16 protein-coding genes are annotated in these 18,838 nt (G+C 42.5%); 6 read left to right on the top strand and 10 right to left on the bottom strand.

Translation table 11 applies throughout. The features are described 5' to 3' along the window. Positions 1-136 precede the first annotated feature (136 nt). From ruvC to rplU, 5 genes are all read right to left on the bottom strand, one after another. Entirely contained in the window at positions 137-691 is a 555-nt protein-coding gene (ruvC, locus tag R8806_RS05295; protein WP_124318258.1) for a crossover junction endodeoxyribonuclease RuvC, read from the bottom strand. 49 nt (positions 692-740) lie between these two features. Beyond that, entirely contained in the window at positions 741-1,046 is a 306-nt protein-coding gene (locus R8806_RS05290; protein ID WP_124318257.1) for a DUF4286 family protein, read from the bottom strand. A gap of 101 nt (positions 1,047-1,147) precedes the next feature. Continuing rightward, the gene (serS, locus tag R8806_RS05285) at positions 1,148-2,422 is read right to left on the bottom strand and encodes a serine--tRNA ligase (protein WP_124318393.1); all 1,275 of its coding nucleotides are present in this window, start codon (positions 2,420-2,422) and stop codon (positions 1,148-1,150) included. Positions 2,423-2,560: 138 nt separating this feature from the next. Next, positions 2,561-2,821 (bottom strand): 50S ribosomal protein L27, encoded by a 261-nt coding sequence (gene rpmA, locus R8806_RS05280; RefSeq protein WP_027200097.1) that lies wholly within the window; start codon positions 2,819-2,821, stop codon positions 2,561-2,563. A gap of 32 nt (positions 2,822-2,853) precedes the next feature. Further along, positions 2,854-3,165, bottom strand: coding sequence for a 50S ribosomal protein L21 (rplU, locus tag R8806_RS05275; protein WP_124318488.1), 312 nt, complete (start codon positions 3,163-3,165; stop codon positions 2,854-2,856). A gap of 422 nt (positions 3,166-3,587) precedes the next feature. Between rplU and R8806_RS05270 the strand changes: the two genes are divergently transcribed. The 5 genes from R8806_RS05270 to R8806_RS05250 all read left to right on the top strand — a co-directional run bounded on the left by R8806_RS05270 (position 3,588) and on the right by R8806_RS05250 (position 11,168). Next, the gene (locus R8806_RS05270; RefSeq protein WP_124318504.1) at positions 3,588-3,998 is read left to right on the top strand and encodes an immunoglobulin domain-containing family protein; all 411 of its coding nucleotides are present in this window, start codon (positions 3,588-3,590) and stop codon (positions 3,996-3,998) included. Positions 3,999-4,149: 151 nt separating this feature from the next. Beyond that, the gene (locus tag R8806_RS05265; protein ID WP_124318120.1) at positions 4,150-7,458 is read left to right on the top strand and encodes a carbohydrate-binding protein; all 3,309 of its coding nucleotides are present in this window, start codon (positions 4,150-4,152) and stop codon (positions 7,456-7,458) included. Between the two features lie 216 nt (positions 7,459-7,674). Continuing rightward, positions 7,675-8,223 carry a 1-acyl-sn-glycerol-3-phosphate acyltransferase gene (locus R8806_RS05260; RefSeq protein WP_151411741.1) on the top strand — a complete coding sequence of 183 codons (549 nt, stop codon included), beginning with the start codon at positions 7,675-7,677 and terminating at the stop codon, positions 8,221-8,223. A 31-nt stretch (positions 8,224-8,254) separates the two neighbouring features. Continuing rightward, positions 8,255-9,022 carry an amidohydrolase gene (locus R8806_RS05255; protein WP_124317054.1) on the top strand — a complete coding sequence of 256 codons (768 nt, stop codon included), beginning with the start codon at positions 8,255-8,257 and terminating at the stop codon, positions 9,020-9,022. Positions 9,023-9,044: 22 nt separating this feature from the next. Then, complete coding sequence (locus R8806_RS05250) at positions 9,045-11,168, top strand: S9 family peptidase (protein WP_124317055.1); 2,124 nt, start codon at positions 9,045-9,047, stop codon at positions 11,166-11,168. 58 nt (positions 11,169-11,226) lie between these two features. Here the strand turns inward: R8806_RS05250 and R8806_RS05245 are convergent, their stop codons facing one another. Beyond that, positions 11,227-11,748 (bottom strand): GNAT family N-acetyltransferase, encoded by a 522-nt coding sequence (locus R8806_RS05245; RefSeq protein WP_206513584.1) that lies wholly within the window; start codon positions 11,746-11,748, stop codon positions 11,227-11,229. Between the two features lie 107 nt (positions 11,749-11,855). Here R8806_RS05245 and trmD point away from each other — a divergent pair, with 107 nt between their 5' ends. Next, positions 11,856-12,533, top strand: coding sequence for a tRNA (guanosine(37)-N1)-methyltransferase TrmD (trmD, locus tag R8806_RS05240; protein ID WP_124317057.1), 678 nt, complete (start codon positions 11,856-11,858; stop codon positions 12,531-12,533). A gap of 127 nt (positions 12,534-12,660) precedes the next feature. Here the strand turns inward: trmD and R8806_RS05235 are convergent, their stop codons facing one another. The 4 genes from R8806_RS05235 to R8806_RS05220 are packed head-to-tail and all read right to left on the bottom strand — an operon-like array spanning position 12,661 to position 18,567. Beyond that, positions 12,661-13,083 (bottom strand): hypothetical protein, encoded by a 423-nt coding sequence (locus tag R8806_RS05235; RefSeq protein ID WP_229782914.1) that lies wholly within the window; start codon positions 13,081-13,083, stop codon positions 12,661-12,663. 10 nt (positions 13,084-13,093) lie between these two features. After that, a complete protein-coding gene (locus R8806_RS05230; RefSeq protein WP_124317058.1) occupies positions 13,094-13,708 on the bottom strand; it encodes a fasciclin domain-containing protein in 615 nt (204 codons plus the stop codon). A gap of 10 nt (positions 13,709-13,718) precedes the next feature. Continuing rightward, positions 13,719-15,242 carry a RagB/SusD family nutrient uptake outer membrane protein gene (locus tag R8806_RS05225; RefSeq protein ID WP_124317059.1) on the bottom strand — a complete coding sequence of 508 codons (1,524 nt, stop codon included), beginning with the start codon at positions 15,240-15,242 and terminating at the stop codon, positions 13,719-13,721. Positions 15,243-15,246: 4 nt separating this feature from the next. Beyond that, entirely contained in the window at positions 15,247-18,567 is a 3,321-nt protein-coding gene (locus R8806_RS05220) for a SusC/RagA family TonB-linked outer membrane protein (protein ID WP_124317060.1), read from the bottom strand. Between the last annotated feature and the right edge of the window lie 271 nt (positions 18,568-18,838).

The raw sequence follows: 18,838 nt of genomic DNA, 5'->3' as shown, positions 1-18,838 counted from the left end.
TGTTTGACTTTGCATTTTAAATCGGGCCGTAGCGAGAGCTATGGCCCGATTTGTTACAAGTTACAAGTTTGCAAGTTACAAGTTATGGCGAACCTGTAACCTGTTAACTTGTAACTTTGTGAAACAATTTATTGTTTTACAGAACCTTGTCTGGATTCTGTTTGATGAAGTCTCCCCAGTCCTTGCATTTGGAGTTTCCCGTGGTGGGTAAGTTGCCTTGTAGGTGGTGGCAATAGGCGATGGCGATGGCATCTGTTTCATCCAAGGTGGAAATGGTGGTCGGTATAGTCATGAATTTGCCTAGCAAAAGGGCAATCTGCTCTTTGGAGGCCTCTCCTGTTCCCGTGATGCTCATTTTAATTTTCTTCGGGGCATATTCGAAAATGGGAATATTCCGTTGTAGAGCGGCTGCGATGGCTACACCTTGTGCCCGTCCGAGTTTCAGCATAGACTGGATGTTCTTACCGTAGAATTGTGATTCGATGGCCAATTCGTCCGGATGGTAAGAATCAATGACTTGCAGTGTGCGTTGAAATACTCTTTGCAGTTTGAGATACGGATCGGTCATTTTTTTCATGTCAACGACTCCCGACACGACAAGTTCCGGTTTGCAATTCTTTCCGGTTGTCCTAAGAATTGCATATCCCATGAAGTTTGTACCGGGGTCTATCCCCATGATTAGTTTTTCCATCTATCAGTTTTAGATTACAAATATAGCGAAAATCTGTCAGAATTTCGATTTATTCAATCTCTTCGAGAGTGGTACTGAAATATAAAAGATCCTCACCGAACACATCTACCAGCATATGTAATAATCTGTCTTTGTAGTTTTCTATAAAGATGCTGTATTCTTCGGCAGAAGGGAATATGAGTTGTAGGGATAGGGACAGGCCTTCTCCTTCACGAATCATGACACGGGTAAATAGTATGTCATTACAAAGGTTTTTGCCCTTGAGATAAGCGATGTAACCACCCCGGATAACCTGAATGAATTCCTCTGCAATGTTTTCGTCAATACTGAATGTCGTGTTGTATATAAAGCGCATATTAAGCTAAAAGATAAAAACTAAAAGATAAAAGATAAAGTTAAAAACTAAAAGATAAAATATCCGTGAAGGATTAACTTTTATCTTTTAGTTTTCAGTTTTTATCTTATATAGTCGGTACCCATAAACCCACGGAGTACATCTGGAACCCGGATACCTTCCGGAGTCTGGTTGTTCTCCAGCAAGGAGGCCACGATTCTCGGTAATGCTAGGGCGCTACCGTTCAGCGTGTGTACCATGGTCGTTTTCTTGTCTCCTTTATCCCGGAAACGTAGTTTCAGACGGTTTGCTTGATACTCTTCAAAATTGGAAACAGAGCTGACTTCCAGCCAACGATTCTGTGCTTTTGAATACACTTCAAAATCGAAGGTTAGGGCAGAGGTGAAACTCAAATCACCACCGCATAGACGTACGATACGGTAAGGTAATCCTAACTTGATTAACAGTCCTTCCACGTGTTTTACCATGCCGTCGAGAGCCTCGTAAGACATTTCCGGACGGGTGATCTGCACGATCTCTACTTTATCGAACTGGTGCAGGCGGTTCAATCCGCGCACGTCTTTTCCGTATGATCCGGCTTCCCGGCGGAAACAAGCGGAGTAAGCCGTGTTTTTGATCGGTAACTGGTCTGCATCCACGATCATATCCCGGTAAAGGTTGGTTACAGGCACTTCTGCCGTGGGGATAAGATATAGTTTGTCCTCGTTCACGTAATACATCTGTCCGTCTTTATCGGGCAACTGACCGGTACCGAAGCCTGAATCTTCATTAACGACAAGCGGGGGCTGCACTTCTTGATAGCCTGCTTTGGTGTTTTCTTCCAAAAAGAAGTAGATTAAGGCTCTTTGTAGGCGGGCTCCCAACCCTTTGTAGACGGGGAATCCGGCACCCGTGATCTTCACACCTACCTCGAAATCGATCAACTGATACTTTTTCGCCAGGTCCCAGTGGGGAAGTTGTCCTTCTTCATGGGCAGGCACGTTATCACTGATTTTTACAATCACGTTGTCCGCATCACTCTTTCCGGGAGGTACGGAGTCATGTGGTAAATTCGGTAAACGAACGATGAGTGAGTTCAACTCGTTCTGGGTGCTATTATGTTGGGCAGTCAAGGCTGCAATCTCTTCTTTCAGACGGGTTGTATTAGCCCTTGCTTGCTCGGCTTCCTCTTTTTTCCCTTCTTTCATCAAGGAACCGATTTGCTTGGAGATGCTATTCATTTCGGATTGCTTGTTATCCGATTCTTTTTGTAAATTCTTTCTCTCGTTGTCGAGAGCGATAATCTTCTCAACTAATTCCTTGGCATCAAAGTTTTTCACGGCTAATTTCCGAATGACCGTGTCTTTGTTTTCCTGAATAAATTTAAGGTTTAGCATCTCTGGTAATTTTAAATTTTAGATTTTAATTTTAAATCATCGAAACGGGAACACGGATGTTCTTGTTTCGAGGCGTAAAAATAAAAAAAACTCCTGTACTTTGTAAGGACAGGAGCTTAAATATGTTCATTTTTCTACTTATTCAGCGATAGCCTCAATAGAAACGTAAGATTTGTTGTCTTGTTTTTTTCTGAAAACAACTTTTCCGTCGATCAATGCGAATAAGGTATGATCTCTACCGATACCCACGTTTAATCCCGGGTTATGTACTGTTCCTCTTTGACGAACGATGATATTACCTGCTTTAGCAAATTGTCCGCCGAATACCTTTACTCCTAATCGTTTACTTTCTGATTCACGACCGTTCTTAGAGCTACCGACTCCTTTCTTGTGTGCCATATCGTTTTAAATTTTAGAAGTTACAAAATAAATTAAGCGTTGATAGCTTCGATTTGAATCTGGGTCATACATTGACGATGACCGTTTTTCTTACAATATCCTTTTCTTCTCTTTTTCTTGAAAACTATTACTTTATCAGCTTTCACGTGAGATAATACCTTTGCCGTAACTTTAGCTCCTTCTACAACCGGAGTTCCGATTTTGATGTCACCTTCGTTGTCTACTAAAAGCACTTTGTCGAATTCAACTTGAGCGCCTTCTTCTGCAGTCAGTCTGTGAACATAGACTTTACGGTCTATTTCAACTTTGAATTGTTGTCCTGCGATTTCTACAATTGCGTACATTGTTCTATTTCATTATTAAGTTAATACCGTGGGGTGGGATTCTTCCACTTGTTGTACCCCTGAGGTTAAATTTTCGCTCGGCAAAAGTAGCAATTGTTTTTGAAACAACAAAGAATCGTTGAATAAAACTACGTTGTCTTTAATAGAAATTTTTGACATTGGTATTTTAAGTTAGGTAATAAAAGTAGATGCTGCGATCAATCGTAGGTGTTTTTCATGTTAGTCAAAATTTGGCAAGTTGTCCTGTATATTGTATTCATAAATGTAAAGTTGATTTTTGTGTATTTTTGAAAGTAATATAAGTATGTAAATATGCTATTTTGCTGAAGAAAAGATTTGAAAAATTAAAGTAAATAATGTTTGATATGTGAATCTATTTGATTATTATTGCAATAATAAATATTAATTAAAATATAAACACCATGAAACAGAGAGTAATTTTTATTTTTGTATTATTATTGGTGCTGACAGGATCTAATGGAGAAGATCGAATTGTTGAGCAAAACAATGTAAATCTTCAAGAGAAAATTTTGGCTGAAGGTATTCCTGCCCGTATTGTGCAAGGACTTTGTGATATTATAAAAACTGAAGGTCAAAACGCTGTCTTCATCGCCCATGTTGCGCCATCTGATTGTATTGCCGTTTGGAGCAAAAATGGAGAACTTCTGGAAGCAGGAGAAAAATATGAATTTTTTCATGAGGACGAGGTTGTAAAATTGACGATAAAGAATTTGACGAAAGATGATACTGGAATATATGAACTAGAAGTTAAAAACGACGATGGCTCAGATTCATCATCAGCGCTATTGTCTGTGAAACTTTTGAAGAAGTAAAATATTTAATTTTATTCCGTTGATTATTAAGAATTAGTTTAAGGATATTTCTAAAATCTTTTAAACTAATTCTTGAAAAATTACCGACTTTGTTTTTTATCCAAAAATAATTGATACTTTTGATTAGGTGTTATAATTCAAATCGAGCGTTATGAGCGGTGACCATATTTTTATTGAAACTTTATATGGATTCAAATGTGTCGGACGGAATGTCATCTTTCGTATATTCATTGTTTTAGGGATTGTGGGGATTGCTCTTTACGTGTTTACGCCGCTGTCTGCTTTACCTTACGTTAAAAGTATCAACCAGCTTTTAAAGCAACCTTCAATGGGATGGATTTCCCAAGCGTTGCCTTCGTCTATACCCTTCACATGTGCTTATTTGTACAATATTTTGCAACTTTTCTTCGTGACGGTGCTCGCCATCAACGATACGAGATTATTCCACTTGGATGCCATGATGGCGTTGAACGTTCATCCGCAAGGAAATTCAGATATTTCGGTAGGAAACATTTTTGGAAAATTCCTTGCCTTCTCGATGGCTAATATATTGATCTTCGCTTTTTGTGGTTTGTTGAATCTTCTTTTCTATCCCAAGGTATTTAATATCGGATATTATCTTTTTTATTGGTTTACGCTGAACCTTCCCGTTCTTGTCTTTTGCTTGGGTATATCGACCCTTGTGACAAGATTGACGAGAAACCAAGGCTTAAACGTGATCCTTTTGGCGGTGATTCTTGGGGTGTTAACAATCCCCTGTTCGATTTGGTTAAACGGGGTACTTGACCCTCTCGCGGCGAGGATACCCAATATGTTTTCTGATTTCACGGGACACGTGAATTTCGGGAGTTATATACTACAACGGATATTTATCTTGTTCTTCGGGATTGGTTTGGCAATTCTTGCAGTTATTCCTTACCCTAGAATTCACAATAACGAACGGGCAAAGTTTCGCTTAGCTTGTGTGGCCTTATTCCCTTTGTTGTTTGCCGGAGGTTTTGCGATTATTTACTCTTGCGGATTCCAATCCATATCTGATGAACGGGAAGCATTTAGGGCGGTTTATTCCAAGTTTGCCCAGAGAAAGGTATTAAAAATAGTCGATAACCAACTCTATTTGAAAGAAACGGAAAACGGGGGAATCTCCGTGACAAGTCGAATGCGTGTTGAAAACCGAGAAAATGAGGCTCTTCCATTGTTTTTTTATCTGAATCCCAGGCTTGTGATTTCCTCGATCATCATGGATGGGAAAACCGTTACCTTTCAGCGTGATTTGCAAGTGGTTCTTGTGGACAAGGAGTTGGCTTCTGGCGAGATAACAGAAGTCGTAGTGAATTACGAAGGGAAAATCGACAATAGTTTTTGCTTTCTTGACGTCTCAAAAGAGAAGTATATTTCTCCGATGGTAAATACTATAGATATTTATCGTTTCGGTTATACCCCTGCGTTTTGCCAGAAAGAGTATAAATTACTTACCCCAGAATGTGTTTGGTACCCGGTCAGTGTGCCTCCTTACGATACATTTGGTTTTAGACGATCCATGTTCACTCGCTACAGGTTAGAGGTAGAACATGACCCGAAACTTATGGCAATATCCCAAGGAGAAGCGAGTCGGGACACGGTCGGGAAGACGACGTTCACGCTCAAGCATGGCATGAAAGGTATCACTCTTTGTATTGGTAATTATAGAAAACGGGAGATCGTAGTTGGTAGTGACGCATTAACGATGATCCAAAATTTGAAGAAGGAGATGCCGGATATTGTAAAGGATGATTATCCGACGAAAGTAGCGCTTTTTTACTTGCCAGAGCATGAATTTATGCTTGATTTTTACGATGAAATTCCCAAGGAAAAGTGGTCAAGTATCATCGAGGACGCCAAATCTTCAATCAAATTTTATGGTGATAATGGTGATTATTTCCTGAAACGTATAATGAATGAAGTTGCGTTTGATCCCACGCTACAGTATCCTTATAGTTGGATCACGGTTGTGGAGGTGCCGTGTGATTTTTACGTGTTCCCGAGGAGAACCTTACAAGAGGGTGAGCGAGTACAAGAAGGAATGGTGTTTCTCCCGGAAAAGAAATTCTCGGAGGACGTGTCTGTAGCCTCTTATAATGACAAAGAATTGGAAATTGAATTTCGATTGAAGAGAGAATTTGACCAGTTTAGGAAAGGGGGGAGTTGTGATCTAAAATCAACTGGTAAGGGTAACACGAGTTTCATTTACTCGGACGAGTGTCCCTTGATTAATGATGCTTTGTTTTTAGCTTTTTATCCCTATTTAACTTGGGTAAATAAGGAGAATATCCAATATTTTGTTGTTGATTATATGAAAAATCATAGTTTAGAAGAGGCGTTGAGTGATACCTTACTTTCCCCGGAACTGTTTGATTGGATATTCCGTATGAAATGCGCAGAGTTAAAAACGTTATTAGAGATTAAGATTGGAGAACAAGAATTTCACGATGCTTATCATGATTTCCTCAAGCGACATCTTTTTGAAGAAACTACCTTTGAGGATTTTTCGCAAGAAATTTTCGCCAATTTTAATGTTAGGTTAGACTCTATCGTTATGAATTGGTTTCGAATGAATCAATTACCCGTTTTCGAGATAGACGGGCACACCGTCTTTATAAAAGGTAAGAGTGATCGAGTATACGATTTCAGAGTATTTAACTGGGGGAAAGTCCCGGGTATTATCAATATTAATACGAATGGTAAGCATCCGGGATGGATCATTCCCCCGGGAGAGGGACGAGCAATCAGAACGTATGGGCCAGCTCTTAATTCCAATGTTTCTACATATATGTCTTTAAATGTTCCGAAAGATATTGAATTATCAAGCGAGCGTGGGGAGGCTGATATTGATATGGACACGACTAAGTGGTTTTTACCTCTCGATTCAACTTTTTTTTCAATTAAGAATGAGAATGAGTTTATTGTAGATAATGTCGATTCGGGATTCACTATTCTGGAAACTAGAAAATTTAATATAGCTTCGCTATTTGGAATAGTTGAGACTCGTGCCAAGTATTATGAGTATCCTCCTTACAATCATTGGGGTTTTACGGTCGATAGGAATGGAGGTTATGGTTTCCCCGTAAAAGGAGCGTATTTTAAACGAGCCGGTAAGGGAAATCAGAAAGTACAATGGGAAACCGATTTACCTGAGGGAGCATACGAGGTGTTTTGCTATCAACCTTCTAGAAAAAATAGAGGTGGTGATGTCCAAAGGGAGTATTATTATTCCGTGTTTGACGGAAAAAAAGAGCATGAGGTTATACTTTTGATGGACAAAAATGATGGAGGATGGATATCTTTAGGGGTTTTTGATTTTCAGGGGAGGGGAAGGGTGACTTTGAGTGACAAGGATCAAAAACATGATTCCATTGATAAACATGATTCCCCACAAGTAATCATTGCTGATGCCATGAAGTGGGTTAAAGTTCAACAATGATATAGATTATTATTGTTGAACAATTACTTCTAGTTATCCTAGTAAAACTAGAAGTGAAGTTGTTGTTGATTAATTTTTTGGGTAACAAGTGCGTAAAATAGAGGATCGTAATTTCGTCTGGTATATTTACAATAAAAAACATTGTGTCCGATTTTAATTGGGTGTTATTTCTGGAAATATATTAACTTTGACGGGATTTCAGAAAACAGAATGGTTATGAAACATATTGCACGGCTGATATTGAAGATATTCGGATGGAAACTCAAGGGTGGCTTGCCTGAGGATAAAAAGGCGGTGGTTATATCCGTACCGCACACTTCCATAATGGATTTTATCTGGGGAAAGTTGACTTTTATAAGTCAAGGAGTTCCTACTTATATTTTGATGAAAAAGGAGTTTTTCTTTTTCCCGTTGGGACCGATTTTGAAAGCGTTGAACGTGATTCCTGTGGATCGGGGAAATAAGGAGAATCATATCGTGGAGAGAATGGTGGAGGAATTCAAAAAACGGGATGTAATGTATTTGACCATAACCCCAGAGGGGAGCCGGAAGAAACGGAAGAAATGGAAAAAGGGATTTCTGGTGATTGCTAAGGAGGCCGGGGTTCCGGTGTATCTAGGACGTATTGATTACAAGGATAAATATTGCACGTGGGGCCCCCGGTTTGAACCGACGGGTGATCCGGATGCGGATTTGAAATACATCATGTCAACATACAAGGATGCGAATCCGCGTCACCCGGAAAACTTTTCCGCGGGTGATTAAAAGAAATTAGTATTATAAATAAATAGTATATATGAATGTTGCGATCGTACAGGCACACTTGGAATGGGAGAATGTGCCGGTGAACCTGAAGCTTTTTAACAAGCGGATAGCGGCGATAGAAGGAGCTAACGTGATCGTTTTACCCGAGATGTTCGCATCGGGGTTTACCATGAAAGGGAAAGAGCGGGTGGCACCTTTTTACGAGGCTGTTTACCAGTGTATGCAGGAATGGGCCAGAGAAAAGGATGCGTTGATCATGGGATCGACTGTTTATTTTGAGGATGAACATTACTACAACCGTCTGCTGGTGGCCTTCCCGGATGGTAAAATCTTGCATTATGACAAGAAACATCTGTTTACGATGGGAGAGGAAAAAGAGCATTTCACGGCAGGAGATGAGTTGTTGGTATTTGATTATCAAGGGGTGAGAATAGCTCCATTTATTTGTTATGATTTGCGTTTCCCCGTGTGGAGTCGTAACACGTGCGGGTACGATTTGGCCGTGTACGTGGCCAACTGGCCGGAAGCGAGAAGACAACCGTGGCAGATCTTGTTGATGGCTAGGGCAATTGAGAATCAATGTTACGTGATCGGGGTGAACCGAGTGGGCGAGGACGGGGTTGGCTTGAGTTACTCCGGTGATTCAGCGGTCATCTCTCCTAAAGGGGACGTGCTGGTCGCTTGCGAACCTTTTGCCGACGAGGTGAAACAGGTGGATATTGATTTGAAAGCTTTACGGGAATTTCGTGAGAAGTTCCCAGTGTTGGAAGATCGGGATGAATTTACAATTGAAGATTAATAATAACAGCTAAAAGTAAAGCATGAAAAGGATGTTTTTGGCAATAATCGGATTAAGTATGATGTTCGATTTAAGCGCACAGAAAAAGGTTTTAACCATGGAAGAGGCCGTGGTAGGGTATCATTTATATCCCCGGTCCAAGTATATTCAATGGCAAGGCGACAAGAATCAGTTGACCTATCTGGACCGGGAAGGTTTGATGGGTGAATCTGTCGATAAAGGTGAAAAGAGTGTGCTACTCACTGTGGCGGAATTGAATCGTATTTTGGGAGCCGAGTTGAGAGGATTCCCTAATTTTTCTTGGTTGGATGATAACACTTTGGTGATAGCTCGTCAAGGGAGTATCTACCATATTGATGTTGCTAAGAAACAAGTGAAACAGAAATTTACTTTCCCGAAAGGGGCTGCTAACGAGACTTATTCTAAAGCGGGTAATATGTATGCTTACACGATCGATAATAACTTGTATTACATGGACGAACGTGGGAATAGTTATACCGTTACCGCGGACGAGGACAAGAATATCGTGAACGGGCAGGTGGTTAGCCGGAATGAATTCGGAATTACTGGCGGTATTTTTTGGTCTCCGGACGGAAAGAAACTGGGATTTTACCGTAAAGACGAAAGTCAGGTAACGAATTTCCCGTTGCTGGACATCAATACTCGTACGGGTGAATTAAAGGAGATCAAGTATCCCATGGCAGGAATGAAATCCGAGTTGGTGAGTCTTGGGGTTTATGATATAGCTTCTGCTAAGACGACTTTTCTGGATGCGAATGATTTTGGTCGCGAACAATACCTGACGGGAATTACTTGGTCTCCGGAGTCTGATATGGTATATGTTCAGGTGCTTAACCGGGGACAAAATCATATGCGTTTGAATAAATATGATGCGTCAACGGGTAAATTGATCGCTACCTTATTCGAGGAAAAGTCCAATACTTACGTGGAACCGCAAAGCGGTTTGGTATTCTTGGCTAACAACCCGAAACAATTTATTTATTCTACGAATAACCGGGATGGTTTCATGAACCTTTACCTGCACGATGTGAACGGTAAATTAATTCGTCGTCTGACAGACGTGGATGCGGACGTGGAATTCGTGGCTGTTGATCCTGCCGGAAAATATGTATATTATCTTTCATCGGAAATCTCTCCGGTGGAGAAACAACTTTTCCGGGTAGAGGTAAAGAGCGGGAAGAAAAACCGTTTGACGATGGAAGAAGGATGGCACAATATCACGATGAGTGGTGACTGTGCTTATTTCGTTGATAATTATAGTAGCATCAAAGTACCTCGTAACGTGGATCTGACGATGAATTCCGGAAAGGTTGTACGTCGTTTGCAGGAAGTGGAGAACCCGAATAAGGATTATAATTTCGGGGAGATCACGTTGGGTAAGATTAAGGCAGATGATGGTAGTGATTTATACTATCGTTTGATTAAACCGATGGATTTTGACCCGAACAAGAAATATCCCGTGATTCATTACGTGTATGGTGGGCCTCATTCACAGTTGGTAACCAATACGTGGAATGCTTCCTTGCGGATGTGGGAAATGTATATGGCTCAACATGGTTACGTGGTATTCGTGATCGATAATCACGGTACGCCGAACCGCGGTAAGGCTTTCGAGGATATTATTCACCGTCAATGCGGACAGGTTGAAATGAAAGATCAGGTGAAGGGAATCGAGTGGTTGAAATCTTTCCCGTGGGTGGATGCGAATCGTATCGGGGTTCATGGTTGGAGTTACGGTGGTTTCATGACTATTTCGTTGATTACCAATTATCCTGATATTTATAAAGTGGCCGTTGCCGGAGGTCCCGTGATCGACTGGAAATGGTATGAAGTGATGTACGGGGAACGTTACATGGATACCCCGCAGGAGAACCCGGAAGGATATGCTAAAACGAGCTTGATTGCCAAGGCGAAAGATCTGAAAGGTAAATTGTTGATCTGTCAGGGAGCAGTTGATCCGGTAGTGGTTTGGGAGCAAAGCTTGAGCTTTATCCGGGAGTGTATCAAGAATAACGTGCAGGTGGATTACTTCCCTTACCCGTGTGCCGAGCATAACGTGATGGGACGGGATCGGATTCATCTGATGCAGAAAGTGACGAATTATTTCGAGGACTACTTGAGGTAATTGAAAATGGAGAATTGAAAATGGAGGTGTGGTAAAATCATTTTGCCACACCTCTTATTTATAGTATCTTTTCGTAAAGGCGGAATTTGTGTAGTCCGTAGTCACCCAAGCCTAAATCAACTGTGTCGATATAGTTAAAGCCGAATTTTTCATATAGTTTGATGGCGGGAATGTTGTTCTCGTATACATCGAGCCGGATAGCTTTCATGTGTAGCTCTTTTCCCAACTCACAGGCAAAAGAGATCAGTTTTTTCCCTACACCTGCTTTCAGGAAATCGGGGTGAACCACGAGTGTGTGAATCACGAATATTTTGCTGTAATCTGACTCTATTCCCCAAGGTGCTTGATCGTATGCCGGTTCCGGATGATGATTTAAAATGATTGAACCGATAATTCGTCCTTCCTGCCTTACCACGTAAAGGTGTTGCTCGTTAATCCCAGCTTCTGCGATTTGCCGAACGGGATATACTCCTTTGATCCATCCGGGGTGATTTATATCCGAGTCCAGAAAATCATTTAAATCATCGTATAGCCGTGCCAGTTCATCAATATCTGCGTGTACACCTTTTTCAATAACCATTTTCGTCATTTTTAAATATACGGGCAAAGATAAATAAATTACTATCTTTGTACCGAATTTGAAAAGTCATTTTCAATTTTCATTTTTCAACTTTCAATTGTTTAGTCATGCGTATCGATATATTAAGTGTAGTGCCGGAATTGCTGGAAAGCCCTTTGAATCACTCGATTATTAAACGGGCGAAAGAAAAGGGAATCGTGGAAATCCATATTCATAACATTCGGGATTGGTCGAAAGATAAACACCGGAAGGTGGACGATTATTCTTTCGGGGGTGATGCCGGGTTAGTGATGGCAGTTCAGCCTATTTTTGATTGTATCAACGAGTTGACTTCCCAGCGGCATTATGACGAGATTATCTATACGGCTCCGGATGCTCCTGTTTTTAACCAGAAGACGGCAAACGAATTGTCGTTGAAAGAGAATATCATGATTCTTTGCGGACACTACAAGGGGGTGGATCACCGGGTGCGTGAACATCTGATTACGAGGGAAATATCCGTGGGTGATTACGTGTTGACGGGCGGTGAGTTACCTGCCTGCATCATGACGGATGCCGTTGTACGCCTGTTGCCGGGAGCCATGGGGGATGAAACTTCTGCCTTGACCGATTCTTTTCAAGATAACTTGTTAGCCCCGCCTGTATACACGCGTCCTGCAGAATTTAACGGGTGGCGGGTACCGGAAGTTCTGTTATCCGGTAATCATGCCTTGATAGACGAATGGCAGGAGCAACAAGCATTGGAACGGACGAAGGCTTTGCGCCCGGATTTGTTGGATGAATAGTTGTGGGCTTTGTGTGTAAATCCCGCTTATTTTGGCAGAGGTCGTCTATATTAAGGAGTACTATTGTATCAAAATGAACGTTTTTACACAATAGTACCCCCTCTGGTAAACTCTAATAATAATCCATTTATTTAATGATAACTATAATCATAGAGTCCAGCACAACACTATAACCTTCATTGCTGATTCGTAAGGATATGATATACTTACCTTGAGGAACGGTGTGATTCCATGGTAATTGAATGATCCCTTTCTGAACTGCAGAAAACTGGTTTAGAATTTCCGGGTCATTATGATCCGAGTCGATTCTTTCAATCGAATAACGGATGGGGTTCGTGCCTTGTACTCCTTCAAGAGATTGACTTTGCCAAGGGATCTCGAATTTCTTCCTGTGAGCGTCGTCATCATTGGCCTCATCGAGATATGCCTTGAACACCACAGAATCGGGATTGTATTTTGCATTATGCGTGAACAAGTACCCGACTTTTACATCTTTGCATCCGCTATATAATAGGGCGGAAAGTAATATCATCATCCATATATATTTCATACGATTCGTTTTATAGTTCAACCCATGTAAACCTGTTTGACAGGGAATGTACCACCCCGTTATTTGTCTCTATGTCGGCCGAGGCAATGCTTGCCATCTGCCCGCTGATTTCGGCATGAATTTTTAGCCCTTCCGCTCCGATGTCGGGGATTCCGTTAAACTCGGATTGGGTACGATATACCCGGAGCTTGACGTTATTCAAGGAATACACTTCCGTTCCTCCCGTGAGTGTCCCTTTTACCTCGTAATCGAACGTCTCTTTCATCTTTTTCCCTTCGACTAGGTAAGCGAGAATCATATCCCTGACCAGTTCAACGGGTATTTCCCGGATGGTATGATAGATTGCCTCTCCGGTTTGTTCGAGAAAGAATTTTCGGATACTCATGTTCGTGGGGCCGAAAAACGTGATTTCCTTGTAATCAGGATTTGTTCCCTCGAAAATATCGGTTAATCCCGCGTATTCAATGGCAACGACGATCGAATCCCAGTTGTTGTGATCACTTCTCAAATAGTCCATCATCGAGCAATCGTGATAACCGTCCGCCAGTCCGGTGTCATGCTGGTAATCTTTTTCACAGCTTGCGAGAAGGGTGACGGTAATGCATATAAATAGTATTGTTCTCATCTTGTATCGTTTAAATTGCGAATCCATTTCTTTTCCAGTAAATATTCTGCGTCATTTTGGTATTGTTTTGGAAGGCGTCAAAAGAGATCGGGAAGAATAAAGCCCCGTCTTTCACATCTTGGTCGGAGAGGGTCTTGAATTTACCCCTGAGTTTTTCACGGAATGTCCTGTTACGGACAATATCAAAATATCTCGTGCATACCCCTTCGAGAAATAATTCTTTGTCTCTTTCTAGTGCAATTGCCTCTTCCAAGTTCTCATCCGGGGTATATTCTTTTGCCCCGGCTCGTTTTCTGATCACGTTCAAGTCGGCTATTGCTCCCGGAATATCACCGGATTTCGCTCTCATTTCAGCTCGGAGCAGGTATATATCTGCGAGACGAATCAGGATTTCATTCAGGTCATATCCCAAGAGCTTACCGAGCTGGCTGCCACTCGTGTGCAGTAGCGGTCTTCTGAACTTGTAAATATACGCCGCTCCTTGCGTGATTGAGGTTTTAACCCCTGCCATGGAATCCAGCTTGTAGAAATATTCTTCCCGTCTCTTGTCATTCCTATCCGGAAACATGGCCATGGCGCTCTCGTTGTTCAAACGGAGCAAGGTTCTCCTTGTCGAGGGGGTGGCGTTCGGGTCTGCCGGCCATTTTTGTGTGATACCCGGCAAACCATTCCCGGACCGATTGACCGCTTCGGGGTTTAGGAAATCGATTTCAAGAATACCTTCTTGGCTATTGCCGGGTAACACGATTTCGCAGATTTCATGAGGATTGTTTACTAGCGAGTAGTCACCGGATTGGATGACCTCGGTTGCTGCCTCGATACCTTTCTGGTAATATTCCGGTTCCTCCCCGAATCCGGCCAGCCAAGCATAAGCATGAGCGAGAATGGCGAATGCTGTTCCTCTTGAGGGGATTTGTTTGCTTGTCACTGGGGTGTTATTGGCATCCTTCATCTCGTTCACCGGGGATAATAATTTCGTGGCCTCAACGAGATCATCTATCACGACTTTCATGATTTCCCGCCACGGGGTTACGGCTTTTTCACCAACATCTTCTTCGTTCGTGATTAACACGGCATTGCCCCACGTGCGTAAAACATAGAAATACAAGTAAGCCCGTATTGTCAGCGCTTGTCCTTTGTAGTAATTGATGCGTTCTTCGGGTATCTTTGCCCGGTGAATGTTGCCTAAAATGAAATTGCACATCCCGATTGCTTGGTACTCGCCACGCCAGCTTGGAGCTGTTGTTATGTCCATATCCTTCTGTAACTCGTTGTCCGAGATATTTCTCCAGATCAAACCGAGATAATCAAACGGGAGGCCCCTGTCCCGGTAAAGTCGTGTTTCAACGTATCCACCCCAAGATCTGAACATGACGTGAAGTTCATACACGGCGGCCTCGACATCTTTTTCCGTTTTCCAGAAATTCGTGTTCGTGACGAGAGTCTCGGGCTCTTCGTTCAAAAAATTCTTGAACATATCATTGCAACTCGCTAACGGGAGCAATAGCAAAATTATATATATCCGTTTTTTCATGTGTTTATAAATTTAAAGTTAACCCTAGTGTATATCTTGTCGCTAGCGGGTAGTTGTTGTTCGAGTCAACGCCGGTAACGATATCTATGGATTCCGGATCGGGGCTTGAAGAATTGGTGATGGTAAACACGTTCTCCACGGACATGAACACACGGGCGTAATGTTTGGATTGTTTCGGGAACACGGGTAGGGTGTAGCCGATCGAGATACTTTTTAGTTTCAAATAATTGATTTTTTCCACGTTACTTTTCAAATTCGTGGCGAAATTATTCTTCCCGTTCTCTAGTTCGTTGATCGGAAAATCGGTATTGTCACCGGGTTTCTGCCAGAAAGAAACCTTGTCAAGATCGGCTAGAATCGGGACCATCATTTCTGCCGTGTTTGCTCTCAGGATCGTACCGACTGAAGCTCCTCTTCCCGCATTCAAAACGTGTCTTCCCAGCTTGTAAGAGAACAACAGGTTTACATCAATTCCTTTCCATTTGAGTGTCGTGGCAATCCCTCCAAATGCGAGCGGGAGAGGGGAACCCCCGTATACCCGGTCTTCCAAAAGCGGAACCATGGTTGCAACCTGTCCATTCCCGTCGACATCCTGTATTCGTCGGTCACCGGGAGTGTAAATCTGGTTTCCCAAGGACGATAGATATTTCCGTCTGCCGTTGACATAGTAGAGTGGCACTTCATCTTGTGAATTATAGTATCCTTGGTCGTTATAGACGTAAATTCCATTCAACGGTTTCCCGATGATGTTTAGATTATGTTTGCTTGCTAGATTCGTGAAGTCCATGCCATTGTTACTTTTTTCAAATCGGTTCCAGTTGCGGGCAATATTAAAACTGAAATCCCAGTGCAGTTTTTCCGATCGAACGAGGTCAGCCTTGATTTGTAGTTCAATTCCTTGATTCGAGATCGCGTAAGCATTTTGCCATTGGGATATGTAGGCATTATAATCTCCCGGTAGGGTGACTTGCGCCAATAGCTTGTCCGTGTATCGATAGTAATAGTCAAGCTCGAAACTCAGCCTGTTACCGAAAAACTCCAAGTCCAGTCCCGCGTCAAATTGTTTGGTTTCCTCCCAGCTTAATTTGGGATTTATTAATCCGTCCGGCCAGTAAGGGGTTATGGTTTGGTTCCCGTGAAAAGGAACGTTGTTGACTATTAACACCCCGAAAGCGAAATAAGGATATTCAAATTGTTTCCCGGACTTCCCGTAACTTAATCGGACTTTCCCGAAATCCAGAAAATCTCGGGCCCAATCCATGTACGGTTCCTCGGTGAACGTGTAGGCAATAGCGTATGACGGGAATGTTCCCCAGCGTGTGTTTTCCCCGAACTTTGAGCTGGCATCCCTTCTGAGCGTGACGGAGAGGAAATACTTCTGTTTGTAGTTGTAGGCTACCCGTCCGAACATACCTACCATCGTGCTTCTTTCTAGGCTGGAATTGAAATCCTTTAATTGCAGGTCTTTCTCGGTGTCATACACGTTACCGCTCCACGTGACGTATTGTATCAGGTTACTTGGCGCGCCTTTGCCGTATCCGCTCTTGTCCTTGGCGATGTCTCCTTGGAACGAGAGACCGAGAAGGAGGTCAACACTATGATTGTCAGCGAAAATCTTGTTGTAGGAGAGTAGATTCTCGTTTAACCACATCATCTTGATCGTGTTGTTGCCTGCCGAGTAGCTGTTGAGATCCGTGTTCAGGTCGGAGGGTATGAATATATTTTGGTCTTGCATGGAGAAATCGACAGCGAGAGACGATTTCAGTTTCAAGCCTTCCACGATCGTGTACGCCAGATCGAACGATGATCTTAGCCTGTAAGATTCGTTTTTCTCCTTAATCTCGTTGAAACGTCGGACCGTTTCATCAAAAGCCTTCGTTCCCGGACCGGGCATGAGGGTAGAGGTCGAAAGCAATTCATCCGGAATGGTTTCCAAGTCACTCCTGTCATTGGAGAAATTATAGGCATCATGCCCTTTGCCCGCCCTGTTTCGTCCGGTACGAGCCAGGTAAAAACGGATGTTACTTTCAACGCTCTCGGAGGGTTTGATAAACAAGTTGGTGATGAGTTTAATCCTGTTAAATCCCGTGTTTCGTAGCACGCCAGTTTCCGAGTAATATCCCAGCCCGACGTGATAAGCGATCGTGTTGGAGCCTCCCGATAGTTGGATATTGGCATCGGTTACTTTCCCGGTTCTGAAATAGTAATCGAACAAGTTCGTGGAATTGTTGTAGAATTTGTTCAAACTATCTTGCACGATGGGAAGATCCAGTCCATCACCGTTGTTCCAGAATAAATTGTAGTTCTTGTTGTTTTTGTAAGAATCTTCGTAGGATTGAACAGGGCGGTACATGTTCGTTTCTTCATCATAAACGGACTCCCGGTAATTTTCCATGGCTTGCATCCTGTGTCTTCGTTCCCTGTTTCCCGTGGTAATATCCGGTAACGAGGGGCGAGTAACCCATGTTTGGGATATATTTACCGTGAACGTGGGAGCTTGATTCCGGTGTCCTTTTTTGGTGGTCACGATAATTACCCCGTTTGCCGCACGAGAACCGTAAATTGCCGCGGAGGCAGCATCTTTTAATATTTGGATGGACTCGATGTCCTTGGTGTCGATCTCGGCAATCGTGTTTAGCCCGGTAAGCTCGGAGGTGTAGCTGAACATGGGAACCCCGTCAATAATCCATAACGGGTCTGAGGTGATACGTTCTTTCTCTACAGCCAACGAGTTATATCCCCGGATAACGATGGGGGAACCGCCACCACCGGGGGCTCCTGTAATGTTCGTGACATCCACCCCGGCCGCCCGGCCTTGTAAAAGGTTATTGATAGAAGGGGAGGGGAGATCCTTGATCTCGTCAGCCTTCACGACAGACATGGAACCGACACGATTACGGCGTGATTGTTCCCCGTAGGCGATGACTTGTACTTCATCAAGCTCGGACACGTCCTCTTCTAGAATGACATTCAGTAACGTGTCTGCCTTACTGAAAGGAAGCGTTTTTGTTTTATACCCGATAAAAGAAAAAACAAGACGTCCCTTGTTGAGCGGGAGGAATATCCGGTAATTCCCGTTATTATCCGAGGAGGTTCCTATCAGAGTGCTATCCAGTCGCACGGTGACACCGGGCAACGGTCCTTTTTTCTTGTTTAGGATTTTCCCCTTTATAAGATGTTTGACAATAGAATCCTGTTGGATCGGATTCGCTTGCAAAGGCTCGCTTTTTACCATCAAAGGGACGTAAGCGAAGAACGCAAAAAACATAATACTGGCTACACGCAAATTCAGGATAGATTTGCGCCGACAATCCATTTTTTTCATACTTTTGTATTTAAGTTAAGTGACAGGCGAATACGCTTGTCTCGTTTTTGTAAGAGGGTGTTTGAGCACCCTCTTTTTTAATTCAGAGTGAGATCTTACCCCTCGCTTGGTGGTGGGCGTATTTTTAAAGAGTTTGATAATTTGTGTTGATGCTGCATTTTATGTAATATTTGAGTAAATAATTAATTCATATTAAGTTAAAACTTCTATATAATATCTTGTTGCTTCTTAATTAAATTGACAATACTCCCTAATAGCTGGGTGGATGGAG

Source organism: Butyricimonas faecihominis, assembly GCF_033096445.1.
Lineage (GTDB): Bacteria > Bacteroidota > Bacteroidia > Bacteroidales > Marinifilaceae > Butyricimonas > Butyricimonas faecihominis.
The sequence above is the reverse complement of the archived record's forward strand: the minus strand, read 5'-3'. Positions and strand labels throughout refer to the sequence as shown.

Bases quoted from the DNA above. Each gene is read 5' to 3' on its own strand.
- R8806_RS05265 (WP_124318120.1), top strand. From the start codon at position 4,150: ATGAGCGGTGACCATATTTTTATTGAAACTTTATATGGATTCAAATGT.
- R8806_RS05290 (WP_124318257.1), bottom strand. From the start codon at position 1,046: ATGCGCTTTATATACAACACGACATTCAGTATTGACGAAAACATTGCA.
- R8806_RS05270 (WP_124318504.1), top strand. From the start codon at position 3,588: ATGAAACAGAGAGTAATTTTTATTTTTGTATTATTATTGGTGCTGACA.
- R8806_RS05230 (WP_124317058.1), bottom strand. From the start codon at position 13,708: ATGAGAACAATACTATTTATATGCATTACCGTCACCCTTCTCGCAAGC.
- R8806_RS05245 (WP_206513584.1), bottom strand. From the start codon at position 11,748: ATGGTTATTGAAAAAGGTGTACACGCAGATATTGATGAACTGGCACGG.
- R8806_RS05260 (WP_151411741.1), top strand. From the start codon at position 7,675: ATGAAACATATTGCACGGCTGATATTGAAGATATTCGGATGGAAACTC.
- R8806_RS05225 (WP_124317059.1), bottom strand. From the start codon at position 15,242: ATGAAAAAACGGATATATATAATTTTGCTATTGCTCCCGTTAGCGAGT.
- serS (WP_124318393.1), bottom strand. From the start codon at position 2,422: ATGCTAAACCTTAAATTTATTCAGGAAAACAAAGACACGGTCATTCGG.
- R8806_RS05255 (WP_124317054.1), top strand. From the start codon at position 8,255: ATGAATGTTGCGATCGTACAGGCACACTTGGAATGGGAGAATGTGCCG.
- ruvC (WP_124318258.1), bottom strand. From the start codon at position 691: ATGGAAAAACTAATCATGGGGATAGACCCCGGTACAAACTTCATGGGA.
- R8806_RS05235 (WP_229782914.1), bottom strand. From the start codon at position 13,083: ATGAAATATATATGGATGATGATATTACTTTCCGCCCTATTATATAGC.
- rpmA (WP_027200097.1), bottom strand. From the start codon at position 2,821: ATGGCACACAAGAAAGGAGTCGGTAGCTCTAAGAACGGTCGTGAATCA.
- R8806_RS05250 (WP_124317055.1), top strand. From the start codon at position 9,045: ATGAAAAGGATGTTTTTGGCAATAATCGGATTAAGTATGATGTTCGAT.
- trmD (WP_124317057.1), top strand. From the start codon at position 11,856: ATGCGTATCGATATATTAAGTGTAGTGCCGGAATTGCTGGAAAGCCCT.
- R8806_RS05220 (WP_124317060.1), bottom strand. From the start codon at position 18,567: ATGAAAAAAATGGATTGTCGGCGCAAATCTATCCTGAATTTGCGTGTA.
- rplU (WP_124318488.1), bottom strand. From the start codon at position 3,165: ATGTACGCAATTGTAGAAATCGCAGGACAACAATTCAAAGTTGAAATA.